Origin of the sequence: Solidesulfovibrio alcoholivorans DSM 5433, from assembly GCF_000702665.1 — a bacterium.
Taxonomy (GTDB): Bacteria; Desulfobacterota; Desulfovibrionia; order Desulfovibrionales; family Desulfovibrionaceae; genus Solidesulfovibrio; species Solidesulfovibrio alcoholivorans.
Map to the genome: position 1 here is coordinate 24,420 of NZ_JNJA01000009.1, position 16,929 is coordinate 41,348.

At 69.1% G+C, this 16,929-nt stretch carries 13 protein-coding genes; 9 read left to right on the forward strand and 4 right to left on the reverse strand.

Translation table 11 applies throughout. The features are described 5' to 3' along the window. Positions 1 to 354: 354 nt before the first annotated feature. Positions 355 to 1,554: an iron-containing alcohol dehydrogenase gene (locus Q368_RS0115370; RefSeq protein WP_029459941.1), complete on the forward strand. Its 1,200-nt coding sequence runs from the start codon at positions 355 to 357 to the stop codon at positions 1,552 to 1,554. An 18-nt stretch (positions 1,555 to 1,572) separates the two neighbouring features. Here the strand turns inward: Q368_RS0115370 and Q368_RS0115375 are convergent, their stop codons facing one another. After that, positions 1,573 to 2,007, reverse strand: a complete 435-nt coding sequence (locus Q368_RS0115375; RefSeq protein ID WP_029459942.1) for a hypothetical protein — start codon at positions 2,005 to 2,007, stop codon at positions 1,573 to 1,575. A 106-nt stretch (positions 2,008 to 2,113) separates the two neighbouring features. Beyond that, on the reverse strand, positions 2,114 to 3,490 hold the full coding sequence (locus tag Q368_RS0115380) for an SH3 domain-containing protein (protein WP_029459943.1): 1,377 nt from the start codon (positions 3,488 to 3,490) through the stop codon (positions 2,114 to 2,116). A 130-nt stretch (positions 3,491 to 3,620) separates the two neighbouring features. On the opposite strand from Q368_RS0115380, the gene Q368_RS0115385 reads away from it, so the two are divergent. Continuing rightward, positions 3,621 to 4,415, forward strand: coding sequence for a M48 family metallopeptidase (locus Q368_RS0115385; RefSeq protein WP_029459944.1), 795 nt, complete (start codon positions 3,621 to 3,623; stop codon positions 4,413 to 4,415). Here the strand turns inward: Q368_RS0115385 and Q368_RS0115390 are convergent. Next, on the reverse strand, positions 4,396 to 4,746 hold the full coding sequence (locus tag Q368_RS0115390; protein WP_029459945.1) for a hypothetical protein: 351 nt from the start codon (positions 4,744 to 4,746) through the stop codon (positions 4,396 to 4,398). The two genes, Q368_RS0115385 and Q368_RS0115390, sit on opposite strands and share 20 nt — an antisense overlap. A gap of 132 nt (positions 4,747 to 4,878) precedes the next feature. Here Q368_RS0115390 and rnr point away from each other — a divergent pair, with 132 nt between their 5' ends. From rnr to Q368_RS0115410, 4 genes are read left to right on the forward strand one after another with little or no spacing between them, the layout of a single operon-like run. After that, the gene (gene rnr, locus Q368_RS0115395; protein ID WP_029459946.1) at positions 4,879 to 7,101 is read left to right on the forward strand and encodes a ribonuclease R; all 2,223 of its coding nucleotides are present in this window, start codon (positions 4,879 to 4,881) and stop codon (positions 7,099 to 7,101) included. 3 nt (positions 7,102 to 7,104) lie between these two features. Next, positions 7,105 to 7,527 (forward strand): hypothetical protein, encoded by a 423-nt coding sequence (locus Q368_RS0115400; RefSeq protein WP_029459947.1) that lies wholly within the window; start codon positions 7,105 to 7,107, stop codon positions 7,525 to 7,527. Then, a complete protein-coding gene (locus tag Q368_RS0115405; RefSeq protein WP_029459948.1) occupies positions 7,524 to 8,381 on the forward strand; it encodes a substrate-binding domain-containing protein in 858 nt (285 codons plus the stop codon). The genes Q368_RS0115400 and Q368_RS0115405 overlap by 4 nt, the downstream gene beginning before the upstream one ends. Before the next feature lie 6 nt (positions 8,382 to 8,387). After that, positions 8,388 to 10,643 carry an ATP-binding protein gene (locus tag Q368_RS0115410; protein WP_084158829.1) on the forward strand — a complete coding sequence of 752 codons (2,256 nt, stop codon included), beginning with the start codon at positions 8,388 to 8,390 and terminating at the stop codon, positions 10,641 to 10,643. A 33-nt stretch (positions 10,644 to 10,676) separates the two neighbouring features. Here the strand turns inward: Q368_RS0115410 and Q368_RS0115415 are convergent, their stop codons facing one another. Then, positions 10,677 to 11,969, reverse strand: a complete 1,293-nt coding sequence (locus Q368_RS0115415; RefSeq protein ID WP_052360192.1) for an ABC transporter substrate-binding protein — start codon at positions 11,967 to 11,969, stop codon at positions 10,677 to 10,679. Between the two features lie 201 nt (positions 11,970 to 12,170). Here Q368_RS0115415 and Q368_RS23985 point away from each other — a divergent pair, with 201 nt between their 5' ends. Genes Q368_RS23985 through Q368_RS0115430 form a run of 3 tightly spaced genes read left to right on the forward strand, consistent with a single transcriptional unit; the run spans position 12,171 to position 16,345 of the window. Next, positions 12,171 to 14,294 (forward strand): hybrid sensor histidine kinase/response regulator, encoded by a 2,124-nt coding sequence (locus tag Q368_RS23985; protein WP_052360193.1) that lies wholly within the window; start codon positions 12,171 to 12,173, stop codon positions 14,292 to 14,294. 13 nt (positions 14,295 to 14,307) lie between these two features. After that, a complete protein-coding gene (locus tag Q368_RS0115425) occupies positions 14,308 to 14,985 on the forward strand; it encodes a response regulator transcription factor (RefSeq protein ID WP_029459952.1) in 678 nt (225 codons plus the stop codon). Then, complete coding sequence (locus tag Q368_RS0115430) at positions 14,972 to 16,345, forward strand: sensor histidine kinase (protein WP_029459953.1); 1,374 nt, start codon at positions 14,972 to 14,974, stop codon at positions 16,343 to 16,345. Before Q368_RS0115425 ends, Q368_RS0115430 begins: the two co-directional genes overlap by 14 nt. Positions 16,346 to 16,929: the final 584 nt, after the last annotated feature.

Here is a 16,929-nt window from a genome sequence, read left to right on the forward strand (position 1 = left end):
TCAGGCTTTATCGAACCGGGCCGCCCTCCCCCGCAGGGAGGTGCGGCCCGGTTCCTTGCGCCGATACCGTACACGGGGGAAACCTTTACGGGTCAACTATTCCCACCGTGCGCCGACAGCGTTTCCTTCTTACCCAATCGCGGCAACCCCCGGCCCAGGCCGCTTGCCGCCGCCCGAAGGGGCGCAATGATGCCCGCGCAACACCCGGGCGGGGTGATATGGCCACGCCGCGTCCAGGGAAATATTTTAACTTATCGAAATAATTTAGCTATAGATGATGGCACGGGAATTGATCTTTCCTACCCCGGCAAGCCGTGGACCTGCCCGCACGGAACGCAGACCGGGAGGCGCGACATGAGCGGCTGGGAAGCCAAAATAGATATCCGCAGGGTGTTCCTGTTACAGGCCACAAGGCCCAAGACCTTCTTCGGCGTCGGTGCGCTGGCGCAACTCGACGGCATCCTGCGGGAAATGGCCGCCGCCGGCCAGGACAGACTGCTCGTGGTCACGGACGCCGTGGGCTACAAGGCCAGCGGCGCGTGGAACGCCATCCTGCCCATGCTCTCGCGGCACGTGGCGTTCGAACATTACGACGGCGTGCGCTCGAACCCCACCTTCGCCAACGGCGAAGCCGCGGCCAAGCTCGGCCGGGAGCTCGGGGCCAAGGCGGTGCTCGGCATCGGCGGCGGCAGCGCCATCGACACGGCCAAGACCGCGGCGGCGCTGCTGCGGCACCCCATACGCAAAGCTTCGGATTTCTACGAAAAAGGCGTGCCCATCAGCGGCGCGTTGCCCATCGTCGCAGTCAACACCACCCATGGGTCGGGTTCGGAATGCGATTGCTTCGCCGCGGCGCAAGCCGACGGCGAGGACAAGCCCGCCCTGCGCTCGCCCCACCTCTATCCGACCTACGCCATCGAGGACCCGAGCCTGACGACCTCGCTGCCCCCGCGCGAGACCCTGTTCACGACCCTCGACGCCCTGAGCCACGCCCTGGAGGCGGCCACGGCCGTCACGGCCTCGCCCTATTCCGTTGTCCTCGGCAAGGAAGCCGTGCGGCTCATCGCCGCCTACCTGCCCACGGCCCTGGCCCAGCCCGAGCATCTCGCCGCGCGCTACTGGCTGCTCTACGCCTCGGCCATCGCCGGCATGAGCTTCGACCGGGGCATGCTGCACGTGTGCCATGCCCTGGAACACGCCATGAGCGCGCTCAACGCCGACATCAGTCACGGCGAGGGGCTCGGCATCCTCCTGCCGGCGGTGTTGCGGGAAATCTATCCGGCCGCGCCCGAGGCCCTGGCCGAGGTGCTGGAGCCCATCGTGCCGGGACTGCGCGGCCTGCCCGGCGAGGCCACGGCGGCGGAACGCGGGTTGCGGGAGTGGTTCGAGGCGATCGGCCAGCCGGCGCGCATGACCACCTACTTCACCGGGGCCGACGTGCCCGCGCTCACGCGCATGACGCTGCGCTCGCCGCTGTCCAGGATGCTTTTGCCCCTTGCGCCGCTGCGCGTGGACGCCGGGGTGGTGGAGCGCATCTTCCAGCGGGCGCTGTGACGCGCCGCGAAGCGGCCCTCAGCGCAGGCGCGAAAAGCCCCTGGGCGCGTCGTCGGCAAGGACCAGCCACAAGGCCGCGACCCAGCCCCAGACCGCGTTGACGACGAGGACCACCACCGGGGTCAGGGCGCCGAGCCCAAGGCCCCACAGCCCCTTGTCGGGGTCTGCCGGGAACGCCACCAGCAACTGGGCCAGGGTGAGCGCGAGGCTTACGCAAAGCCCACGCCAGAAAACGGAGCGCGGCAGGAAACGGGGGACGAGCAGCAGCCCCCAGACGCCGCCCCAGATCAGTCGCGGAAAAAGCCAGTCCAGGGTCCACTGCGGCGCCAGGTTCACCTGCATCGCCGCGGTCCAGCCGTAGCTTCCTGCCATCCACAGCAGCACGCTGCCGGCCAGCCCCCCGACCAGCCCGGCGGTGAAGCAAAGGCTCGTCCAGCCCAGGATATTGCGCATCCTCTCCTCCCTGCGCCGGCCGCGACGCCAGGCGCCGTCCCCTCCCGGACGGCTGCGCCCGCCGCGCGCGGCGCGGACGGGCCGGCGGCCGAAAACGCGCGGCGGTTCAGTACGGCCGTGCCAGAATCGACATGGACCGCACGCGGTTGAGCAGAATGTGGGTCGGCCCCACGGCCGGCACCTCTTCCCCGGCCCGCAGCGTCGTGACCACGGCCCGGCCGATCACCAGCCGGCCGTCGCGGCCACCTTCGTTGAACGTGTGGAAGCCCCACATGTCGTGGTAGACCACGGGCCGTCCCTTGTATTGGCCCACGTAGACGAGGATGTGACCCTGCATCCACACCAGCGTGGCGAATGGCACGCCCTGGCTGAGGATGGTCGACTCCTTCTGGTCGCCCGGCAGGTCGCCAAGGGGCACCGAACCGCCGTAGGCGGCCTGGCTTGCGGAATTGCGCGGCAGGTAGATGCCGAACGGCACGAACAGGTCGTGGGTAAGCGCCGAGCAGTCGCGTTTGCCGTCGATGCCGCCCCAGCCGTAGACCTTGCCCATGAACTGGTTGCCGACCGCAGCCACGTTGCGCGGGGTCATGGGCATGGGCATGGACGCGGCCGCGCCGGCCGGCAGGCGCACCTGGCGCAGCTCGGCCGCGCCCGAGGCGGCGCGCACGGGCACGAGGACCGCAAGCCCCGAGCGGTCCGGCGGCCCGGCCAGGGGAAAGATCGCGCCCACGTCCACGGTGAGCCCGACCTCGGGCAGCGCGGTCTGGTCCCTGACCACCGCCGCGAGCTTGGTCGTGGAAAAGGCGGCCACGGCCGCGTCGTCCACGTAGGCCACGTCCGTGGCCGGCAGCCAGCCGAAGGTCAGGGCGGATTCGGCGAGCAGCCATGCGCCGTCGCGACTGGCGTGGGTGACGAGCAGGGGCGTGCCCGGCGGCAGGGCGGTGTGCTGGAGATAGTCGAAGGGATAGCCCTCGCCGGGCAGGCTCGGGTCGGCGAAGCGCGGGCTTGCGGTGGGCATGCCGCGCAGATTGGTGTTTTTGACGGTCACGGCCTTGCGTACGACGTTGGGATAACTGCCGAGACCGGCGGCGGCGTGCAGGGAGGCGGCGAACTCCGGCGAGTTGCGCTGGCCCGGCGCGGCGAAGCCCGGAGACTTCTCGAAGCGGCGGAAGATCTCCTCCACGGCCTTGCGCGCGTAGCCCGGCTTGCTCATGCGCCAGGGAGCGGTCCATTCCTGGACGAAATTCTCCATGCGCAGCCCGATCTGTTCCTGGGGATAGAGGGCCTTGTCGGCGGTGTCCGGGCGCAGGTAGGCATTCAGGTCCTGGGGCAGGACGCGCAGGTCCTCGACCTCGCCCTTGCCCACGGCCTTGGTCGGCGGCGCAAGCGGGGCGGTTGGCGGCGTCGGTTTGGCGCAGCCGAACACCGCAAGCACGAACAGGACCAGGACGAGGGGACGGCAGAAGCGCAACAGGCGGTTCATGACGGAATTGCTCCCTTGGCCGGCTTGACGACCGGCGCGGCCACCGACTATCCGGTTGCCGGGAAGGTAGACGTTGGCGCGACCGAATACAAGCCCGTTCCGGGCGATAGGCTCCTGAAAGGTTATGGCAATGCGACGCGGCAAACCGTTCGACGCGGCGGAGACGGCCCGGCTGATCGGCCTTGCGCTGCCGCCGGCGCTGCCCGTGTCCGTGCGCGAGAGCGCCCGGGCGCGGGGCATCGTGCTGCGCATGCTGCCGGGGCGGGGGCTCGAGGTGGTCGCGCCGGCGGGCATCGCGCCGGCGTTTCTTCTCCAGGCCGTGGAGGCCCGGCGGGAATGGATTTCGCGCACGTTTTCGCGCCTTGCCGCGGAAGGCGGCTTTTCGCCGCGCCCCGAGGCGGCGGCGCGGCCGACGCGCCTCGTGCTCACGGCCTTTTCCCGGCAGTGGGGGCTTTCCTACCTGCCAAAGGACCGGCCCGGCTGCGCGGTGACGTCGCGCGGCCCGGGCGAGCTCGTGGTCGCCGGGGACGTGGGCGACCCTGTGGTCCTTGGCGCGGCGCTCGGCGCGTTTTGCCGCGCGCGCGCCGGGGAGCTGCTGCGCCCGGCCCTGGACGCGGTCTCGCGCGAGACCGGGCTCGCCTACGCGGGGCTTTCCATCCGCGCCCAGCGCACCCGCTGGGGCAGCTGCACGGCCAGGGGCCGCGTGAGCCTCAACTACACCATCGCCTTTCTGCCCTGGGAGCTGTGCCGGCTGGTCATGATCCACGAGCTGTGCCACACGGTGGAGCTCAACCACTCGCCCCGCTTCTGGGCCGTCGTGGAAAAATACGTTCCGGGTTGCCGCGAGATGGACGCGCGGCTCAACAGCGCGCGGCACTACCTGCCGCTGTGGCTCGACGCCGGCGCTACGGCCGCTCGACCGTGACCTCGTCGAGGGATTCGCAGGCGAAGTAGAAGACCGAAATAGGCTCCTCCACGCCGCGCACGACCACCAGCCGCCCGAGCGGCCCGTCGTCGGCAAGCGCGAGCAGCGCCTCGCACACGGCCGCCGCCTCTTCCGGGGGACAGGCCTCGCAGGCCGCCTCGAACCGCAACGACTCCGGCCCGGGCAAAAGCTCCAGGCGCGACACGTCGAGCCCGGCCAGGGCCCCGGCAAGGGCCTCGCCCGCCTCGGACTCGATCTCCCCCACCCGCTCGTAGGAGTATTCTTCGGGATAGCGTATTTCGCCGAGCAACCGGCAGGGTGCGTCGTCCATGACGGACTTGCCTCCTCATTTATGCTTTTTTTGCCAAATATCACGGCCGAAAGCCCCCGGCAACGCGCCTGCGGGCTTGTGCCGCGCCGCCTGGGACGGTAGGACACAAGGAGCGCCACATCTGGAGGATACATGGGAGCCAGGAGAAGACGGGGGAAATCCCCCAAGGGACAGGGCGCGACCCTCGACGCAGCCGTCGTGCTGCGCATTTTTCGCGAAAGCGGCAAACCGTTGTCCGACAAGGAGGTGGCGCAAGGCCTCAAGGGAATTGTCTTCAAATTCCATGACCTGCGCCATCTGCTCGAAGATCTGCGCGAGGCCGGGAAGCTCATCCGGGTCCAGAAGGGCTGGGGGCTTGTGGAGAGCATGCGCCTCGTCACGGGCGTGCTCGAAATCAGCCGCTCGGGCGTGGGCTACGTCATCCCCGACGACAAACGCCGCAAGGACATCTTCATCCACCCCAAGGACATCGGGAACGCCTGGCACGGCGACCGCGTCGCCGTCGCCGTCACCCGCGAGCGCAAGGACAAGAACCACGAAGGCCGCGTGGCCCGCGTCATCGAGCGCGGCGTGTCGCAGCTGCCCTGCCGGGTGGTCAAACGCCTGGCCGTGGACCTGTTCCTGTGCCGCCCCACGGACAGCCGCCACACCATGAGCTTCATGGTGGACTACCTGCCCCCGAACCCCGGCGACCCCGAACCCGTCCCCGACGACATCATGAACGTCGGCATCGGCGAGGAGATCGAATACAGGCTCTATTCCGGCAAGGGCCTGGAACTGCTCGGCGCCCAGGGCGACGTGGCCGTGCAGGAACGGCTGGTCAAGCTCAACCACGCCATCCCCGGCCCCTTCCCGGCCAAGGCCCTGGCCGAGGCCGAGGCCTTGCCCGACGTGCCGGACGAAGCCGACTTCGCCGGCAGGAAGGACCTGCGCGACATCCCCTTCGTCACCATCGACGGGGCCAAGGCCAGGGATTTCGACGATGCCATCTACGTGAAAAAGCGCGGCCGGGCCTACACGCTGTGGGTGGCCATCGCCGACGTCTCCCATTACGTGCCCGAAGGCAGCGCCCTGGATGCCGAGGCCCTGGAGCGCGGCAATTCCTACTATTTCCCCCAGTCCGTGGAGCCGATGCTGCCCGAGCGCATCTCCAACGGCCTGTGCAGCTTGAACCCCAACGTGCCCCGCCTGGCCATGGTCGCGGAAATCGACTTCACGGCCAAGGGCCTGCCCGGACGCACGGACTTCTACCCGGCGGTCATCGAATCCAAGGCGCGCCTCACCTACGCCCAGGTAAACCGGGCGCTGCTGCTCGGCGACGAACAGGAACGCCAGAACATCGCCGCGGTGCTGCCCATGCTGACCACGGCCGAGACCCTGGCCCGGGCCATACACGACGTGCGCAGCGCGCGCGGCAGCCTCGACTTCGACCTGCCCGAGCCGGAAATACTCTTCAACTTCCAGGGCGAAGCCCAGGATATCCGGCCCAAGGTGCGCCATTTCGGCCACCAGATCGTGGAGGAGTTCATGGTCGCGGCCAACGAGGCCGTGGCGCGGTTTCTGACCGAAAAGGGCGCGCCCGTGCTCTACCGCGTCCACCCCGAGTCCGACCCGACCAAGGTCGAGGCACTGTTCAAGCTCCTCGCCACCACCGATCTGGCCACGAAACTGCCGCCTTCCCCCGGCCCGAGCGACCTGCCCATGGTCCTGCGCGAAGCCTCCGGTTCGGACCTCGACTTCCTGGTCAGCCGGCTGGCGCTGCGCACCATGATGCAGGCCTCCTACTCGCCCAAGCTCGACGGGCACTTCGGCCTGGCCTCGACCTGCTACTGTCATTTCACCTCGCCGATCCGCCGCTACGCCGACCTCGTGGTCCACCGCTCGCTCAAAAACGTCTTCGCGGGCAAGCCCGTCTCGGAAAAACGCGCGGCAAGGCTCGCCAAGGTGGCCGAGCACATCAGCCGCCGCGAACGCGTGGCCATGGAGGCCGAACGCGAGATCCTCAAGCGCGTCACCGTGCACTTCCTGTCCGACAAGGTCGGCCGGCGCTTCACCGGGGTCATCGGCTCCATCGCCGATTTCGGCTTCTGGGTGGAGCTCAAGGAGGTCATGGCCGAGGGCATGGTGCGCCTGTCGTCGCTGTCCGACGACTACTACACCTATTTCCCCGAGCGCCACGAACTGATCGGCGAGCGCACCGGGCGGCGTTTCCGCCTGGGCCAGCCGGTGGAAGTGGAGCTCACCAACGTGGACATGGGCCGCCTCTCCGTGGACCTCGGACTCGTGGAGGGCGGCGAATCGCCGCTGGCCCTGCCTACGCCCAAGCGCAAGTCGTCGCGGCGGCGCAGGAAATAAGCCATGACGCGGGGCATCGGGCGCGACGCGGCGTACGCCGCCCTGGCGGCATTGTGGCTGTGCGTGGCCGCCGGCGCGGCGGCCAGCGACTGGCCCACGCCCGAAAAGCTCGCCGAGGACCGGCTGCGCTTGGCGCTTTTGTGGGCCAACGCCCTGGACAAGGACCTGCGGCCCTACGACACGTCCATCGGCCCGGACCCGGACGCCCAGTACCAGGAGCTCGTGGCCGACTACACGGCCCGCTTCGGCGACCGCTTCGACATCGGCTTCGTGGCGAAGCGCTACACCGACGCCATGGCCGGCATGCGGCGCGAACGCCTGGGGATCGTCGCCTTCGCCCTGGCGTCCACGGCCGCGGTCTGGGGGCTTCTGGCCACGATCCGCAAACTCCTCGCCCCCCGCCGCGCCGCTTCGGAGGAAGCATGAGAACACCTGCCAGAGTCCGTGGAACGCTGTTCGCCGCAGCCCTCGCGACCCTTTGCAGCCTTGTGTGCGCCGCGCCGCCTGCCCGGGCCGCGGACGCGCCGCCGCTCGTCATCGCCGGCACCGGCGACAGCGAGGAACTGCTGCGCATCCTGGCCGCGCGCTACATGCGCGAATATCCCGAGGCGCGCATCGAGGTGCCGGACTCCATCGGCACCTCGGGCGGCATCAAGGCGGTGCTCGCGGGCAAGGCCGCCCTGGCCCGCACGGCAAGGCCCCTTCGCGACGAAGAAAAGGCGCAGGGGCTCGTGGAGATCGTTTTCGCCAAATCGCCGATCGTTTTCGCCGTCAACCCTTCGGTGACCGGCGTCGAATCCCTGACCAAGGAGCAAATCCTCGACGTCTTTTCCGGCAAGGTCACGGATTGGTCGGCCCTCGGGGCGCCCGCCGGCCCCATCCGCAAGGTCTGCCGCGAAACCCCGGAGACCGGACGGGTACTCATAAACGCCGCCATTGCCGGGTTCGAGGATCTCGGCTGCCGGGAGCAGGCCGTCGCCTACTCCACCCCGGAAGCCGTGGCCATGACGACCGGCACCCCCGGAGCCATCGGGTACTTTGCGAAATCGGCCATGACCGGAACCAGGCTCAAGGCCCTGGCCCTTTCCGGCGTCCCGCCCACGCCCGAAAACGTCAGCCGGGGGACCTACGGCATCTTCATTCCGTTTGCCCTGGCCTACAAACAGCCCCTTTCCCCGGCCGCGGCCGGCTTCATCAAGGCCCTGGCCCTGCCCGACGCGCGCACGGCCATGGCGAACTACGGCTGCCTGCCCCTGCCGTTTTCACTGCCCAGTCCCTGACGGCCCATGCTGCGCTCCTTCAGGAACCAGATGCTGTTGGGCCAGTTCGCGCTGGTGGCCCTGTTGACTCTGGCCCTTGGCGGCGGCGTGTTTCATGTCGCCGCCGCCATCCTGGAAAGCAAGGAGCGGGAAAAGATACGCCTGCTGGCCGAATCCCTGGCCCGGGAAACCTCCCTGACGGCCAGTCAGGGCGAGCTCGCCATGCAGTTGCTCGTGTCGAGCCGCCAGTTCGCCGAATTCCACGAAACGGACAACTACCATGAACTCCAGGCCCTGTTCGACCGCTACCGCACGACGTTCACCGCCCTGACCTACGTCAATGCGCAAGGCCGGCGCGAGTACGCCGCCTCGGGAGCGGGCTACACGGACCGGGCCGAGGATCTGGCCGCCGATCCCGTGGTGGCCGCGGCCCTGGCCGAACCGGGACGCATCGTCCACGGCCTGCGCCCGGCCGGCGCGGGCGGACGCCCCATGCTCTTCCTGGCCCTGGCCGGGCGCACGCCGTTCGGCGAAACCACAGGCGCGGTCCTGGCCGCCGAGCCCGTGGCGGCCATCGCCCAGGGCGTGCTCGCCCTGCACCTGACCCAGGGCGGCGGCGCGGTCCTGGCCGATGCCGGGGGCCGGCTGCTTTTCACCGAAGGCATGGCGGCCCTGCCCGAAAAGGTCGCGCCGGGTTCGGCCCTGGAAAAGGCCCTGGCCGCCCAGCGGCCGGTGGCGCTCCAGGCGGATTTCGACGGCCAGCCCCATCTCGTCGCCGCCGCGCCGGTGGGAAAATACGGGCTGTCGGCCCTGGTGACCCTGCCGCGCCGGGTGGCCATCGATGCGGAAATGAGCAGCCTGCGGCTGCTCGTGGCCGCCATCGCGGCCGCGGCGGCCTTTTTCTCAACCGTTGCGGCCATGTGGTGGACCGGCGGCATCGCCCGACCCATGGCCCGGCTGGCCGAAGCGGCCCGGGTGGCCGCGGACGGGGACCTCGGCGTGCGCGCGCCCGTGGACGGACCGGCCGAAGCGCGCGAAGTGGCCCAGGCCTTCAATGCCATGACCGAAAACCTCGCCGCCTCGCGCGACGCGCTCACCCGCGCCAACCATTCCCTGGAGAGCATCCTGGCCAACATGAACGAGGCCCTTGCGGTGGTGGACCGGGAAGGCCGCGTGCGCATGCTCAACCGGGCCGGGGGGGACATGCTCGGCTACGCCCCGGGCGAAGCCCTCGGCATGCCCGCGGCGGCGCTCTTCCCGCCGGGGGATGCGCTGCGCGCCTTTCTGGACAGCGCCGCCAACCAGGACCTGTTGGCCGGCGGCGGCATTTCCGGCATCGAGAAGACACTCGTGTGCAAGGACGGGCGCGACGTGCCCGTCCTTGTGTCCCTGGCCCTGCTGCGCGGCCAGGGGGAACGGGAAGAAGGCGTGGTCTGCCTGGCCATGGACGTCACCGAGCGCCGACGGGCCGAAGAGCTCTCCCGGGCGCGCAAGGCCGCCGAGGCCGTCAGCCGGGCCAAGACGGAATTCCTGGCCGTGGTCTCCCACGAGATGCGCACGCCGCTCAACATCGTGCTCGGCATCCTGGAGCACCTGCGCGAACTGCCCCTGCCGCCCCTGTCCCTGGCCGGCCTGGACCAGGCCCTGGCCGCCGGCCAGACCCTGCACGAAGTCATCGTGGCCATGCTCGATTACGCCAGCCTCGAAGCCGGGCGCGTGCTCCTGCGCCGCCAGCCGTTCGATCCGCGCCGCCTGGCCGCCGAGACGGTGGAACGCTTCGCGGCCGTAGCCCGGAACCGCGGCGTCGCCCTGAGCGTCGTCGTGGCCCCGGACCTGCCCGCGCGCCTGGTCGGCGACCCGGCCCGTCTGGGGCAGATCATGGCCAACCTCGTGTCCAACGCCGTGCGCTTCACCGAAAAAGGCGAGGCCGCGCTGCGCCTTTTCCTGTCGCCGTCGCGGGAAAACCTGCGTCCGGGCGCGCGCCGCCGCCTGCTGCTCCATGTCCGGGATACCGGCATCGGCATTGCCGAGGCCCAGCTGGAAGCCGTTTTCGCGCCGTTCACCCAGCAGGACGCGAGTTCCACCCGGCGTTTCGGCGGCCTGGGACTGGGGCTTGCCATCACCCGCAGACTCACGGCGCTCATGGACGGCAGCCTGTGCCTGACCAGCCGCGAAGGCGAAGGCACGGACGTCTGGCTGAGCCTGCCCGCCGAGGAGCTCTCCCCGGCCCCGCCTGCCGCAACAGAAATGCCCGGCCTGCCGGAAGGCGGACCGGGCGCGTAAAGCCCCTTGCGGCGACTGTCGGCCGGCGCGGGATCAGCGCTTGCCCGACCCCAGGAAAAGCTCCTTGGCCGTGCCCGGCTCGAACTGGTAGCGCGCGGCCTTTTGCCAGAAATACTTGCCGCCCTCGTTGCCGAGCACCCAGAAATCGAAGTCCCAGTCCTCGCGGCGGTCACCGTGCTCGTTTAAGGCCAGCCAGCCCGTGACGCCGTACATGCGCTCGCAGACCTGCGGCAGAAGTTGCTTGAACCGGGCGAAATCCCCTGCCCCGCCCACGGCCTGCGCCGTGAAGAAAAGCGCCCAGGCCGCGTCGTAGGCCGCCAGGGACTGGGTGTCGGGGAACACGTCGGTCTTGTCCTGGATGCGCTTTTCCGTCAGCGAGTAGACGTTGGCCCCGCCTTCGCCGTAGCGCGGGCTGGCCAGACGCACCTTCATGGCGAAAGCAGCGCTCTCCGGGTCCTTGGCGATGGGGTCGTACATGGCCGTGCCGTCGCAACCGTACCAGGGGACCGCCGCCAGTTCCGGCCGCTTGGACGCGGCCTTGAGGATGGGCACGATTTCCTCGCCGCCCGCGAAATAGATTGCCGCCTTGCCGCCCTTGGCGGATTTCTGCGCCTGGGAAACCTGCCGGGAAAGATCGTCGAGGATGGGCGTGAAATCCTTGCGGTCCGGGGAAAAGCGGGAGCCCGGCATGACCGTGCCGCCTAGCTGCTTGAACCGCGCCTTGACATGCACGGTCAGATCGTCGCCCGTGCGGTCGCCACGCCACAGGGGCACGACCACGGCCACGCCCTCCTGGCGCATGAGGCTGGTCACGGCCTCGGCCTGGTAGGTGTCCGAGGGGGAGAGGCGAAAGAGGTTGTCGCCCTTTTTCGCCAGCGACGGCCGGGAACTGCCTTGGCTGACGAGCAGGATGTTGTTCTTGTCGGCGAAATCCAGGCAGGCGTCGACGGCGTCGTCGTCGTAGGGGCCGACGATCACGCGGATGCCCCGGGAGGCCAGGGCCTTGAGCTTTTCCAGGGCCTGCTGGGGGGAGCTGCCCGTATTTTCCACGGCGAAGCTCACCTGCCCGCCGTAACCGCTTGCGGCCAGGTAGGCGTTGATGTCGGCCTGGGCGAGCTCCAGGGCAGCCTTGGAGGTCTTGCCCCGCTCGGCCAGGGCCCCGGACAAGGGCAGTAGCGCGCCGAAGGCGTAGTTGCTTCCCGTCTTTTGCGCCGCGGCCGCGCCGCAAAGCGCCAGGACCACCGCCAGGGAGGCGCACGCCGCCGCCAACCCGCGTCCCACGGTTGCGGTCAAACGCCCCTTGCCATCCGTCGCCAGCACTTTCATGTCCGCTCCTTGGGCCCGGACAGCCGTCCGGGGATGGGCGCATGCCGCGCCTTCCCGTCCATACCTTCTTGCCCGGCAAAAGAAAACCGGACACCTCGCGCGAAGCCCCCCCGCGACACTTTCCAACAACCCGCCCCTTGTTCTATGAAATTAGGGCGCGTCCGCTCCCGGACAATTTTCGCAGTGCCCGGAGGAATCCGCATGGTCGACGGCCCAGGCTTCGAAGACAGGAACGACCGCACGCGTCGCGATGCCGCGTCTTCTCCCGGCGCGGGCGCACCGGGAGAATCCTCCCCCGGCGAAGTGGCCCGCTTGCGACGCGAACTGCACGAAAGCCACGCCGCGCTCGCGCGGCAAAACGACGCGTTGCGCCGCGCCCGGACCGAACTGGACGAGACGCGGGAGCGTTACGCCCGCCTCTACGACCGCGCCCCGGCCGCGTATTTCACCCTGGACGCCGACGGGGTCATCCTCGAGGCCAACCGCAAGGCCGCGACCCTGCTCGGGCGCGAGGCCGAAAACATGGCCGGCACACCCTTCACCACGGTCGTTCTCCAGGAGGAACAGGCGGCTTTTCGCGGCCACATCGCCCGCATCCTCGAATCCGGCGGCCCCGCCGCCCTGGAACTGCGGCTCCTGCGCCCGGACGGCGGCAGCCTGCATGCGGCGATCGTCGCCGAACCCCGCGCCGCCGCGGACGCGTCCGGCCCAGCCCGGGTATGGCTGACGGCCACCGACGTCACCAGGGAAACGCATGCCCGCCAGGATCTGGAAACCGTGCTCGCCAATGCGCCCATCCCCATCGTCAAGGTGCGCGTGGCCCCGGACGGCGAGCGCATCCTCGAATACCAGAATCCCGCCGCCGAGGCCCTGTTCGGCAGCGACGCCCCGGGCCGCTCGTGCAAGGCGTACCTGTGCAACAAGGAAACCTGCCCGGCCCTGCGCGCCGATTCGGGCATCGTGCGCGACCGGGAGTGCGCGGTCATGACGCTTTCCGGCCGGCGCGTCATGTACAAGACCGCCTGCAAGCTCCCCGACGAGCCCGCCATCATCGAGGCCATGGTGGACGTGACCGAACTCATGCGCACCCGCGAGCGCCTCACCCGCGCCATGGAGGGGGCGGAGGCCGCGAGCAAGGCCAAATCGGAATTCCTGGCCACCATGAGCCACGAGGTGCGCACGCCGATCAACGGCATCATGGGCATGACCGAGCTGGCCCTGCAAACGGAGCTCACCACCGAGCAGCGCGAATACCTCGACCTGGCCCGCCAGTCCGCCCTGTCCCTGCTCGATATCATCAACGATATCCTGGATTTTTCCCGCATCGAGGCCGGACGGCTGGAACTCGTCCGGGAGCCTTTCTCCCTGGGTGCCACCCTGGACCGCTGCCTGCGCCTTTTTGGCCAGCAGGCCGCCCGCCGGGGCGTCGCCCTCTCCCTGGCCATCGCCCCGGACGTCCCCGACGCGCTGCGCGGCGACTCCGGCCGGTTGCTCCAGATCGTCGGCAACCTGGTTTCCAACGGCATCAAGTTTTCCAAGGACGGCGAGGTGCGCGTGCGCGTGGAAACCGCGCCCCCCCTGCAATGCCCCCTGGAACGGTCGAAAATCCCTTCCGCATGTCTGCTCTTCGCCGTCTCCGACGACGGCGTCGGCATCCCCGCCGACAAGCACGCCCGGATTTTCGACGCCTTCACCCAGCTCGACGGCAGCCTCACCCGCGGCGCCGGCGGCACGGGGCTCGGGCTTTCCATCTGCAAAAGCCTCGTCACCCTCATGGGCGGCCGGCTGTGGGTCGAATCCGCGCCCAATGCAGGCAGCACGTTTTTTTTCACCGTCATGCTGGAGCAGGCGATCCGCCCCGTGGAACCCGCCTCCGCCCCCGCCGTCCAGGAGACCGATGGCCCGGCCATGGACATCCTGCTCGTCGAGGACAACGCCATCAACCAGCTCGTGGCCAAACGCCTGCTCGAACGGCGCGGGCACGCCGTCACGGCCGTGGATTCCGGCCAGGCCGCCCTGGAAATGCTGCGGAAAACGTCCTATGACTGCGTGCTGATGGACGTGGAGATGCCGGGCCTAAACGGCCTGGAGACGCTCGGCATGCTGCGCGACACCTCGGTGTTCGGCCCGGCCGCGGCCGTGCCCGTGGTGGCGTTGACCGCCCATGCGGTCAAGGGCTACCGGGAACGGATACTCGCGGCGGGCTTCGACGACTACGTGGCCAAGCCCATCGACATGCGCGAACTCACAGCCGCCCTGGCCCGGGCGGCCGCCCAGGGGCCCGCTGCGACGGGGGACGGCCCGAAACCGCCCGACGCGACCTGAAAAGGAGGCCGGCATGCGCCTGCTGCTCGTGGAAGACGACCTGGAAGCCGCGGCCTACATGGTCAAAGGGCTCAAGGAATCCGGTTACGTCGCCGACCATGTGGCCGACGGTCGCGAAGCCCTGTACCGCGTGGCCGCGGAAAACTACGACGCGGTCATCGTGGACCGCATGTTGCCGGGCGTGGACGGGCTGACCATCGTGCGCACCATGCGCTCGGCCGGCAACCACGCGCCGGTGCTCATCCTCTCGGCACTCGGCGACGTGGACGACCGGGTCAAGGGGCTGCGGGCCGGCGGCGACGACTACCTGGTCAAGCCCTACGCCTTCGCCGAACTGCTCGCCCGCCTGGAGGCGCTGTTGCGCCGGGGCAGGGCCGACCCGCCGGACACCACGCTCAAGATCGCCGACCTGGAGATGGACCTCGTGGCACGCACGGTCAAGCGCGCCGGCAAGCCCATCGAACTCAAGCCCAAGGAATTCGCCCTGCTCGAATACCTCATGCGCCACGCCGGGCACGTGGTCACCCGCACCATGCTGCTCGAAAACGTCTGGGACTATTCCTTCGACCCGCAGACCAACGTCATCGACGTGCACATCAGCCGGCTGCGCCAGAAGATCGACAAAGGCCACGACAAACCCCTGCTCGCCACGATCCGGGGCGCGGGATACAGCCTGCGTGATTCCAACTAAGCTCCTGCGTTCCTCGACCCTGCGCCTGTCCATCGTGCATATGGCCGCCTTCGGCCTGTCGGTGCTGGTGCTTCTGTGGTTCATCTACACCTCCACCGCCGGTTTCATGGAGCGCCAGACCGACGAGACCATAAACGCCGAGATCCAGGGCCTGGCCGAACAGTACAGCCAGCTGGGGCTCACGGGCCTGATCCGCGTCATCAAGTCCCGCGTGGCCAAGGACAAGGCCGGCTCGAGCGTCTACCTGCTCACGGACTGGAAATTCAATCCCCTGGCCGGCAACCTGCCCGAATGGCCCAAATTCCGCGACACGGGCTCGGGCTGGTTCGACGCGACGCTTGAGGATACGGAAAATTTCGAGCCCAGGCGCGTGCGCATGCGCTACTTCCTGCTGCCCGGCAACTTCCACCTGCTGGTCGGACGCGACGTGTCGCTTCGCCTCAAGATGGAGCGGCTGATCATGGACGCGCTCATCTGGGGCCTGGGGCTCACGGTGGTGCTCGGCGGCGTGGGGGGGCTGCTGACCAGCCGCTGGATGCTCAAGCGCATCGACGTGATCAACAAGACCAGCCGGGAAATCATGGCCGGCGACCTCACCCGCCGCATCCCCAGCCGCGGGGCCGGCGACGAGTTCGACCGGCTGGCCGGCAACCTGAACGCCATGCTCGACCAGATCACCAAGCTCATGGACGGGGTCAAGCAGGTGTCCAACAACATCGCCCACGACCTGCGCGGCCCCCTCAACCGCATCCGCGCCGGGCTCGAACTTTCCCTGGCCAAAAGCCGCACCCCGGAGGAATACCGGGCCGTGCTCGAAACCACCGTCACCGAGATCGACAACCTGCTCATGACCTTCAACGCGCTCCTGACCATCGCCCAGGCCGAATCCGGAGCGCGCCGCCAGGACTTCACCGACATCGACCTGACCAGCCTTGCCGCGGACGTGGCCGAGCTCTACGATCCCCTGGCCGAGGAAAAGGGGCTGACACTCACCGTGACGCTCACCCCGGGCGTGACCGTGCCTGGCAACCGCCACCTGCTCTCCCAGGCCCTGGCCAACCTGCTGGACAACGCCGTCAAGTACACTCCTGCCGGCGGCACGATCGCGCTTTCCGTGGCCGCGCCGGCCACGGGCCCGGAACTGACCGTGGCCGACACCGGCCCGGGCGTGCCGGCCGAGCACCGGGAGCTGGTGCTCGAACGCTTCGCCCGCCTGGAATCGAGCCGCAACACCCCGGGCAGCGGCCTGGGCCTGTCGCTGGTCGCCGCCGTGGCCGGCCTGCACCGGGCCGCGCTGCGCCTTGCGGACAACGCCCCCGGCCTGCGCGTCACCCTGGCCTTTCCCCGCGCCAAGGCCTGACGCGCGACCCCACCGGCGGGTCGCGCGCAACATGAACTTTCGTTCATGTTGCGGCAATCTGCCCTCCATATGCCCGGCCTAATGGATACACGTCGGTCAAGTCGGCGACGCCGGCCGAGCCAAGAAGCCCAAAAGAAGCCCTCTGTTTTTTGCGCCTGCGGTTGGCCCCTCCCTTCCGCAAGGCCCCATGGTCGCTCTCCCCTCCCTCAAACGAAAATCCCCGCTCCCCGGCGGGGATTTTCGTTTGAGGGAGGGGGCAATTCCTAACCAGAATTCATGTTGCGGCCATGCAGGGTCCATGGCCCGGTCCTATCTTCCTCTCGACGGCGCAAGCGGCTTCCCCTCTCCGGCCCGCGCCGTCCTCGTCCAAGTTGCGAAACACCATGGCGGGCGTTCCCCCTCCCGCCCAAGGCCATGGCCCACGTCTCCCTCCTCACGCGAAGCCCCCGCCTCCCCACGGCGGGGGCTTCGTTTTGCGCAACCCTACCCAAAGTTCATGCGCCGGCCATGCCCCCTCCATGGTCGGTGTTTACTTCATACTTGACGGCGACCCGGTCACCCCTCTGGCTGGCCGCCGCCGGGCC

Excerpts from the sequence above, each read along its gene's own strand:
- Q368_RS0115370 (WP_029459941.1), top strand. The coding sequence starts at position 355 with ATGAGCGGCTGGGAAGCCAAAATAGATATCCGCAGGGTGTTCCTGTTA.
- Q368_RS0115375 (WP_029459942.1), bottom strand. The coding sequence starts at position 2,007 with ATGCGCAATATCCTGGGCTGGACGAGCCTTTGCTTCACCGCCGGGCTG.
- Q368_RS0115380 (WP_029459943.1), bottom strand. The coding sequence starts at position 3,490 with ATGAACCGCCTGTTGCGCTTCTGCCGTCCCCTCGTCCTGGTCCTGTTC.
- Q368_RS0115385 (WP_029459944.1), top strand. The coding sequence starts at position 3,621 with ATGCGACGCGGCAAACCGTTCGACGCGGCGGAGACGGCCCGGCTGATC.
- Q368_RS0115390 (WP_029459945.1), bottom strand. The coding sequence starts at position 4,746 with ATGGACGACGCACCCTGCCGGTTGCTCGGCGAAATACGCTATCCCGAA.
- rnr (WP_029459946.1), top strand. The coding sequence starts at position 4,879 with ATGGGAGCCAGGAGAAGACGGGGGAAATCCCCCAAGGGACAGGGCGCG.
- Q368_RS0115400 (WP_029459947.1), top strand. The coding sequence starts at position 7,105 with ATGACGCGGGGCATCGGGCGCGACGCGGCGTACGCCGCCCTGGCGGCA.
- Q368_RS0115405 (WP_029459948.1), top strand. The coding sequence starts at position 7,524 with ATGAGAACACCTGCCAGAGTCCGTGGAACGCTGTTCGCCGCAGCCCTC.
- Q368_RS0115410 (WP_084158829.1), top strand. The coding sequence starts at position 8,388 with ATGCTGCGCTCCTTCAGGAACCAGATGCTGTTGGGCCAGTTCGCGCTG.
- Q368_RS0115415 (WP_052360192.1), bottom strand. The coding sequence starts at position 11,969 with ATGAAAGTGCTGGCGACGGATGGCAAGGGGCGTTTGACCGCAACCGTG.
- Q368_RS23985 (WP_052360193.1), top strand. The coding sequence starts at position 12,171 with ATGGTCGACGGCCCAGGCTTCGAAGACAGGAACGACCGCACGCGTCGC.
- Q368_RS0115425 (WP_029459952.1), top strand. The coding sequence starts at position 14,308 with ATGCGCCTGCTGCTCGTGGAAGACGACCTGGAAGCCGCGGCCTACATG.